Source organism: Paenibacillus chungangensis (genome assembly GCF_042675905.1).
Taxonomy (GTDB): domain Bacteria; phylum Bacillota; class Bacilli; order Paenibacillales; family Paenibacillaceae; genus Pristimantibacillus; species Pristimantibacillus chungangensis.
This window is the reverse complement of the sequence record NZ_JBHTJZ010000071.1, coordinates 85,370-92,661: the sequence shown is the minus strand read 5'-3', so window position 1 is coordinate 92,661 and position 7,292 is coordinate 85,370. Positions and strand designations below refer to the sequence as shown.

General features: G+C 48.4%; 9 protein-coding genes. All 9 read left to right on the top strand.

Annotated elements, in window-relative coordinates; genetic code table 11:
• The first annotated feature begins 199 nt into the window (after positions 1-199).
• The 9 genes from ACFQ2I_RS22685 (at position 200) to rsmI (ending at position 7,229) form a co-directional block, all read left to right on the top strand.
• Positions 200-1,705 (top strand): aminotransferase class I/II-fold pyridoxal phosphate-dependent enzyme, encoded by a 1,506-nt coding sequence (locus ACFQ2I_RS22685; RefSeq protein ID WP_377568418.1) that lies wholly within the window; start codon positions 200-202, stop codon positions 1,703-1,705.
• Between the two features lie 95 nt (positions 1,706-1,800).
• Positions 1,801-2,454: a dTMP kinase gene (gene tmk / locus ACFQ2I_RS22680; RefSeq protein WP_377568415.1), complete on the top strand. Its 654-nt coding sequence runs from the start codon at positions 1,801-1,803 to the stop codon at positions 2,452-2,454.
• Positions 2,455-2,492: 38 nt separating this feature from the next.
• A complete protein-coding gene (locus ACFQ2I_RS22675; protein ID WP_377568412.1) occupies positions 2,493-2,822 on the top strand; it encodes a cyclic-di-AMP receptor in 330 nt (109 codons plus the stop codon).
• A gap of 16 nt (positions 2,823-2,838) precedes the next feature.
• Entirely contained in the window at positions 2,839-3,282 is a 444-nt protein-coding gene (locus tag ACFQ2I_RS22670) for a YaaR family protein (RefSeq protein WP_377568409.1), read from the top strand.
• A gap of 32 nt (positions 3,283-3,314) precedes the next feature.
• Positions 3,315-4,304 (top strand): DNA polymerase III subunit delta', encoded by a 990-nt coding sequence (gene holB / locus ACFQ2I_RS22665; RefSeq protein WP_377568433.1) that lies wholly within the window; start codon positions 3,315-3,317, stop codon positions 4,302-4,304.
• Between the two features lie 3 nt (positions 4,305-4,307).
• Positions 4,308-5,111, top strand: a complete 804-nt coding sequence (locus tag ACFQ2I_RS22660) for a PSP1 domain-containing protein (RefSeq protein WP_377568407.1) — start codon at positions 4,308-4,310, stop codon at positions 5,109-5,111.
• Positions 5,112-5,167: 56 nt separating this feature from the next.
• Positions 5,168-5,560, top strand: coding sequence for an initiation-control protein YabA (locus ACFQ2I_RS22655; RefSeq protein WP_377568404.1), 393 nt, complete (start codon positions 5,168-5,170; stop codon positions 5,558-5,560).
• Between the two features lie 83 nt (positions 5,561-5,643).
• Complete coding sequence (locus ACFQ2I_RS22650; RefSeq protein ID WP_377568431.1) at positions 5,644-6,357, top strand: tRNA1(Val) (adenine(37)-N6)-methyltransferase; 714 nt, start codon at positions 5,644-5,646, stop codon at positions 6,355-6,357.
• Positions 6,354-7,229, top strand: a complete 876-nt coding sequence (gene rsmI / locus ACFQ2I_RS22645; protein WP_377568401.1) for a 16S rRNA (cytidine(1402)-2'-O)-methyltransferase — start codon at positions 6,354-6,356, stop codon at positions 7,227-7,229. Before ACFQ2I_RS22650 ends, rsmI begins: the two co-directional genes overlap by 4 nt.
• Positions 7,230-7,292 lie beyond the last annotated feature (63 nt).

The following is a 7,292-nucleotide window of genomic DNA, read 5'->3' as shown; positions in this document are numbered from 1 at the left end:
TAAAAAAGATGACCCCTGTTCAATACAGGAATCATCTTTTGTCTGCCTCGTAAATCTTCAATACCACTCTTTTTTAAAGTGTCCTTGACAGAGGGTCCAGATTATTGCGGGGGTTGCTCTTTTTTTATCCTATGATGCATGAATTGAAGTACAATGAAGAGAAAGGATAAACGAAGTTGAAAGGGATGCACAATGAAACATGAGTGAACTAAAAGCACCTATCTACGAAATGTTAATGAAGCATCTATCTAAAGACCCTGTCAGCTTCCATGTGCCTGGACATCGTTACGGTAATGCGCTTAGACAATGGATAGCGTCAAAACGACTAGCTCAATCAGATTACCACCCGCTCATCTCCATTATGGAGATCGATGTAACGGAGCTGTCTTCAACAGACGACTTACATCATCCGGAAGCGTGCATTGCGGAGTCTGAGCGTCTGGCAGCACAATGCTTCGGAGCAGAACATAGCTATTTGCTAGTGGGTGGTAGCACGTCGGGCAATATAGCCATCATACTGGCATTATGTCAGCCAGGTGATTTGATTATCGTACAACGCAATGTTCATAAGTCCATTGTGAACGGGTTGAAGCTGGCAGGTGCATCTGCCGTATTTCTAGCCCCGCAGTATGACAGTCATTCAGGACTAGCTACTGTGCCATCGCTTAAGCAATTGGAACAAGCACTACAACGTTATCCCGAGGCGAAAGGGGTTATATTCTCTACTCCGAACTATTACGGGATCAATACGCCGCTGCAGTCTTATATAGAATTAACGCATCACTACGATAAGCCCTTTATTGTTGATGAAGCACATGGGGCACATTACAGCATGCATCCGGCACTTCCTACATCTGCGATATATGGGGGAGCGGATGCAGTCGTGCAATCCACACACAAAACATTGCTAGCGATGACTATGGGTGCAATGCTTCATGTCCAAGGAAGTAGAATCAAACGCGATGTATTACGTGAACATCTATCTATGGTGCAGAGTTCCAGCCCTTCCTTTCCGATAATGGCTTCGCTGGATATTTCCCGAGCAATAATGGATTGTGAGAAGGATCGGCTGTTCCATAAGGCGCTTCTATTAGTCGATCAATTCCGCAACTGGCTGGAGGAGAAGTCCCTTCTTATACAGGATATGTATGGGGCAACGCTACTGCGTAATAAAGACTTGCAATACGATCCTTTAAGAATAGTACTATTCGACAGCAGCGGACAATTGTCTGGCGTACAACTCCATAAAGAGTTGGAACGCGATGGATGCTGGCCTGAGATGTCTGATGCCAGATATGTAGTGCTTGTCGTTAGCGTATCAGTAACAGAAAAAGAGATGGAACGTCTGAAGCAGTCATTGATACGTATCCAGCAGAATGTTGCGCCACTATACCAATCGAATCCGGTCGCAATTACTCCAACTGCTCTGCAGCCGACTCAAGGCGATGGTATAGGAGCGCCTACAGCTTTCCACAGAGGGCCATACGATCAGGCAAAGACTGTTCAGTTGCCACTGAGAGAGGCTGTCGGCCGGCTGTCAGCCGAGAACGTCATTCCATACCCGCCAGGTATTCCTCTACTATATCGAGGCGAGCCGATTACGGAAGAAGCCATTCAGCAAATTAGCAGACTGGCAAGCGTTGGAGCGAAATTTCAAGGAGCATGTGATGTCAAGATGCAGTCGATAACGGTTATTCACGATTAAAGCTTGGGTAATCAGGCGACGTCGACAGAAATGTTCATTGTAGTGAGGTAAGCCCTTTGTTAAAATGAAAGAAACAAAAAGATTGGGGCAGGAACTTGAATAAGGGATCGTTCATTACAATAGAGGGCGGAGAAGGCGCAGGCAAGACGACACTTATTGAACAACTCGCTCATACGCTGCAAAGTAAAGGGTACCAGGTAGTGACAACTCGCGAACCTGGAGGTATTCCGATCGCAGAGAAGATACGAGCTGTCATTCTGGACCCGGGGCACACAGAGATGGATGCACGGACAGAAGCTCTGCTCTATGCGGCAGCCCGCAGACAGCATTTGGTGGAGAAGGTTATACCGGCACTGCGTGATGGAAAGGTGGTTATCTGCGATCGGTTCGTGGATAGCAGTCTCGCTTATCAGGGGCATGCGCGTGGGCTTGGCATGAAGGAGATATGGGCGATTAACGCATTTGCCATCGGAGAGATTATGCCGGAACTTACGATTTATATGGACGTATCGCCGGAAGTGGGATTAGCGCGTATTGCAAGAGCTCCGGAACGGGAAATGAATCGGCTTGACATGGAACGGCATAGCTTTCATGAGCTTGTGCGGGAAGGGTATCTGCAGTTAGCCGCAGAGTATTCGGAGCGTATCCATCAGGTCAATGCGGAACAGGAGCCGGAAGCAGTGTTTAATCAAGTTTTGGCCATTGTCAGTCGTTGTCTGGAAGGAATATCAGGTAAGCGTGTCCAATAAATAAAGAATAATCATATTTCTGGTTAGGGGGAATGAGCATGAAGTTGGTTATTGCGGTCATTCAGGATAAGGATAGCAATAGATTGTCGAATGCACTAGTAAGAGAAGGGTTCCGCGCAACAAAGCTTGCGAGTACGGGGGGCTTCTTGCGCTCGGGAAATACTACGTTCATGATTGGTGTTGAAGACGAGCGTGTACATGAAGTGTTCAATGTGATCAGCTCCAATTGCAAAGTGCGCGACCAACTTGTCACGCCTGTGTCGCCGATGGGCGGCTCGACAGATTCTTACATCCCATTCCCGGTTGAAGTTCAGATCGGTGGAGCGACCGTATTCGTGGTTCCAGTAGAGCGCTTCGAGCACTTCTAAAGGACGTGACTAGTATATGAGAGTAGATCAAGGCTTCCGCCCGCTCGGGCAGAACCGGACGAATAATGATACATTGATGAAGTCAACTTCATCAATGGGCTTCGCGGAAGTCATGATGCAGAAGGATACAGAGCGAACGCAAGAGGAACTGCAGCAGAAGTTCCTTGACCTTCAGCGGCAGGGAGAGCGTCTGGGCAGACATATGACAGTACGCGAACTGAAGCTGTATCGTGAGATGGTGAAGAGATTCCTGGAGGATACGCTGAGAAGAGGCGTCGGGCTGAAAGAAGTGCGTGGCTTCGACCGACGTGGACGCGTAAAGCGCTATAAGCTGCTGGATGAAATCGACGCTATTCTCATCTCAATGGCGGAGGACATGCTGCACACGGAAGAAGGAAGAATCGATCTCTTGAATAAGATGGGTGAGATACGAGGTATCCTTATTAATTATCTGTTCTAAAGGAAGGTTGTTACAAAGTGGATCATCAAACCATGACAGAAGGTGAAGCGGCGACTGCTTCGACCGGGCAATGGAAAGCAAAGCGCATATTGGGCCATGCATTGCAGAGCGGGAAAATATCGCATGCTTATCTCTTTCATGGCCCTTCTGGAACCGGCAAGATGACGATGGCTCTCGCATTCGCTAAAGCGCTGTTCTGTACAGTCGGAGGAGAGGCGGCGTGCGGCGAATGTATCGAGTGCCGCAAGCTGGAGCATGGCAACCAGCAGGAGCTGAAACAAATTGCACCAGACGGTGCAAGCATAAAAATTGAACAAATCCGGGAACTGCAAAGGAGCTTCGCGTATCGAAACTCCGGTGCGAAACGAATGGTTTACATTATGGAGCGGGCGGAGACGATGACGTTGGCGGCTGCCAACAGCCTGCTTAAATTTCTGGAGGAGCCGCAATCGCCTGTAGTTGCCATTCTTATTACCGATAACGGACAAGCCATTCTTCCGACGATACGCTCACGTACCCAATGGGTTCCCTTTCTCCCTTTGTCACCGGATTATATGCTAACGAAGCTGATAAATGAAGGAGCTTCCCCTACGCTTGTCCGAGCCGCAGTCCATTTATCCTCCGGATTGGAAGGAGTCAGGGAATTAATCCAACAGAATGAGTTTGCAGAAATCAGAAACCTAGTGATACAATTAGGCAAGGAGTGTTCTACCCGATTCACCGCGGCGATGCTCACTGCCCAGAAAGCGTTGTTCAAGACGGAGTTGGCAGCACATATGCCAATGGTACTGTCTATGTTTATGCTTTGGTTTAAAGACTTCACACAGTTCCAGGCCGGAAGGCAAGATAAGATGGTTTTCATAGATCAGTTGGATTGGATAAGCAATAACGCGTATAACCGCTCATTTGCTGGTTGGGTGTTGTGCATGGAGCATACGCTCGAAGCTGGAAAGCGCATTAGAGCCAATGTGCCGCCGCAGCTTGCATTTGAGCAACTATTGGTAAAACTACAGGAGGGCTAATCCTTGTATAATGTCATCGGTGTCCGCTTCAAGAAAGCGGGCAAGATCTATTACTTCGACCCGGTCGATCAGCCAGTGGATCGAGATCAACATGTCATTGTTGAGACCGCTCGCGGTATCGAATACGGCAAGGTGGTAGTGGGGCAGAAACAAGTCGGTGAATCGGACGTCGTCCTCCCTCTCAAGAAGGTGATCAGGATTGCCAACGATGCCGACGCCGAAGTCGTGGACGAGAATCGGACGGCGGCTAAATCCGCATTCACGATCTGTCTTGAGAAGATTAAAAACCATGGCCTTCGCATGAAGCTCGTGGATGTCGAATTTACATTCGATCGTAACAAGATTATTTTTTATTTCACTGCTGAGGGGCGTGTAGACTTCCGTGAGCTGGTGAAGGACTTGGCCAGCGTGTTCCGGACCCGTATTGAACTGAGACAGATTGGGGTAAGGGACGAAGCGAAGATGCTTGGAGGAATTGGACCTTGCGGACGAGTATTATGCTGCTCTTCATGGCTGGGCGATTTCGAACCTGTGTCCATCAAGATGGCCAAGGATCAGAACTTGTCGCTGAACCCGACGAAGATATCAGGACTATGCGGCAGACTGATGTGTTGCTTGAAGTACGAGCATGACAACTATGAGAGTGTGCGTGAAGAATTGCCTGCTGTAGGCAAGATTGTTATCACTTCCTATGGGGAAGGCAAAGTAACGGGCATAAATGCTTCGTCCAAGAGCGTCTATGTACAGCTGTTTGAAGTGTCCGGCAAGCCGAAGGAATTGCCGCTGGATGATGTAGTCGTGAAATAAGCACGGGATATTTGACGAGCGGGCGATAGCCTACGCATAAGCTCTGGGGTGGGAACTTGGAGAAGAAAAATATTTTTGCTCAGATGAATGAATTGGATAATCGAGTCGGGTTGTTCCATACGGAATTCAGTGCGCTCAAGGAGATGGTGAAGGAGCTTCTTGAGGAGAATAAGCGTTTGCATATGGAGAATCAACAGCTGCGACAAGTATTGAAGCGTGAGAACCCGCCAGACCATAATCCTTCATCGCTTAGCATGAGCGATAATATAGGGAACAACGATGACGCAACAGCACCACAAGGTCATCACGATTCGTCATTCGCTGTGGGAGAAGGCCATGACAACCTTACGCGCTTGTATCATGAAGGATTTCACATTTGCAATGTGTACTACGGGCATCTCCGTACGGAAGGAGATTGTTTGTTCTGTCTGTCTTTTCTAAATAAATAGGGAAATTCAAATGGCAGGCCGTCCTTTATAGAGAGGACGGTTTTTTTTGAAACAATAAAGGAGAGAATAGTGTGTCTGAAGGGATGGAGCTGCAGTTGGCAGCAGATGAAAGAATCGATGATCTATTAACAGATTCCGGGCTGCGAATTATTCAGAGTAGAGAAGTATTCAGCTTCTCGTTAGACGCTGTATTGCTGTCTCGGTTCGCAACAATACCCAAGAAAGGAAGAATTGCCGACTTATGTACAGGCAACGGGGTTATACCGCTTCTATTATCGGAGAGAACAGAAGCGCGCATCGACGCGATTGAAATTCAACCTCGATTGGCCGATATGGCGAGACGAAGTGTGGCGATGAATGGAAGAGAACATCATATATCTGTCATAGAAGCCGATCTGAGATTGTATTACAAGGAAGCAGGTAACGGCCTATATGATGCAATAACGGTTAATCCTCCTTATATGCCGGTTACCGCAGGCGACAAAAATGAAAACGAACATTACGCGATTGCGCGTCATGAAATTCATTGCAACATGGAGGATATCGCCAGGGCATGCTGCCGATTACTTCGGACAGGTGGCAAGCTGTCGCTTGTTCATCGACCATCCCGCCTTCTGGACATCATGGAATCGCTTAGAAGATGGCGGCTGGAGCCGAAGCGCATTCAATTCATTCATCCGCATGCAGGCGCTGAAGCGAATATGGTACTGATCGAAGCTTCAAGAGATGGGAAGCCTGATATAAAGCTGTTGCCTCCAATAATGGTATATAATGACGAAGGAGTGCAGATTGTATGAACATTCAGAAGAGCTTCTCCAGCGAATCGTCGAAGGGAAAGCTATATTTGGTAGGTACTCCGATAGGTAATCTGGAGGATATGACGATGAGAGCGATCCGCATCTTGAAGGAAGCGGATCTGATCGCTGCGGAGGATACGAGACAGACGAGAAAGCTGCTGACACACTTTGAAATATCTACACGTCTGGTCAGCTATCATGAGCATAATCGGAACGCTAGCGGTCCTGAGCTTATTCGGCTCATGCAGGATGGCAAGTCCATTGCGCTGGTCAGCGATGCCGGCTTGCCAGCTATCTCTGATCCTGGAGCAGAGCTTGTGAGCGAAGCAGTCGCTGCGGATATATCGGTTATTCCGATTCCTGGAGCGAACGCTGCGCTATCCGCCTTAATTATATCCGGCTTGCCGACGGAGAGGTTCTTGTTCGCAGGCTTTCCCCCAAGGGAGAAGAAGCAGCTCGGCAAGTGGCTGCAGGGGCTGACCGCTCATGAGGCTACCTTAATTCTATATGAATCGCCACATCGGCTGCAGCGGACGCTGGAAGCGATGCGCGAGCATATGGGCAATCGCTCGGTTGCATTAGTTCGAGAACTGACTAAGCGCCATGAAGAAGCGTTGCGGGGCAATCTGGACGAATGCATCGCTTGGCTCACCGAGCATTCTCCTCTGGGAGAATACTGCATTATAGTGGAAGGAATGAGTAAGGAACAGGCAGCAAGGCGTGCTAATGAAGAGCTATGGTGGTCGGAACTTACCATTCATGAGCACGTTGCCCATTATGAAGCTACAACGAATAGAAAGGAAGCGATAAAGAAGACGGCGGTCGATCGGGGATTGCCGAAGCGTGAAGTCTATAATGAAGTGAACACGTGAATCCAGTAGAGAAAAAAAAGACCTTCCTGGCCGGGTTCTAGCGCAGGAAGGCATCAAGGAGTA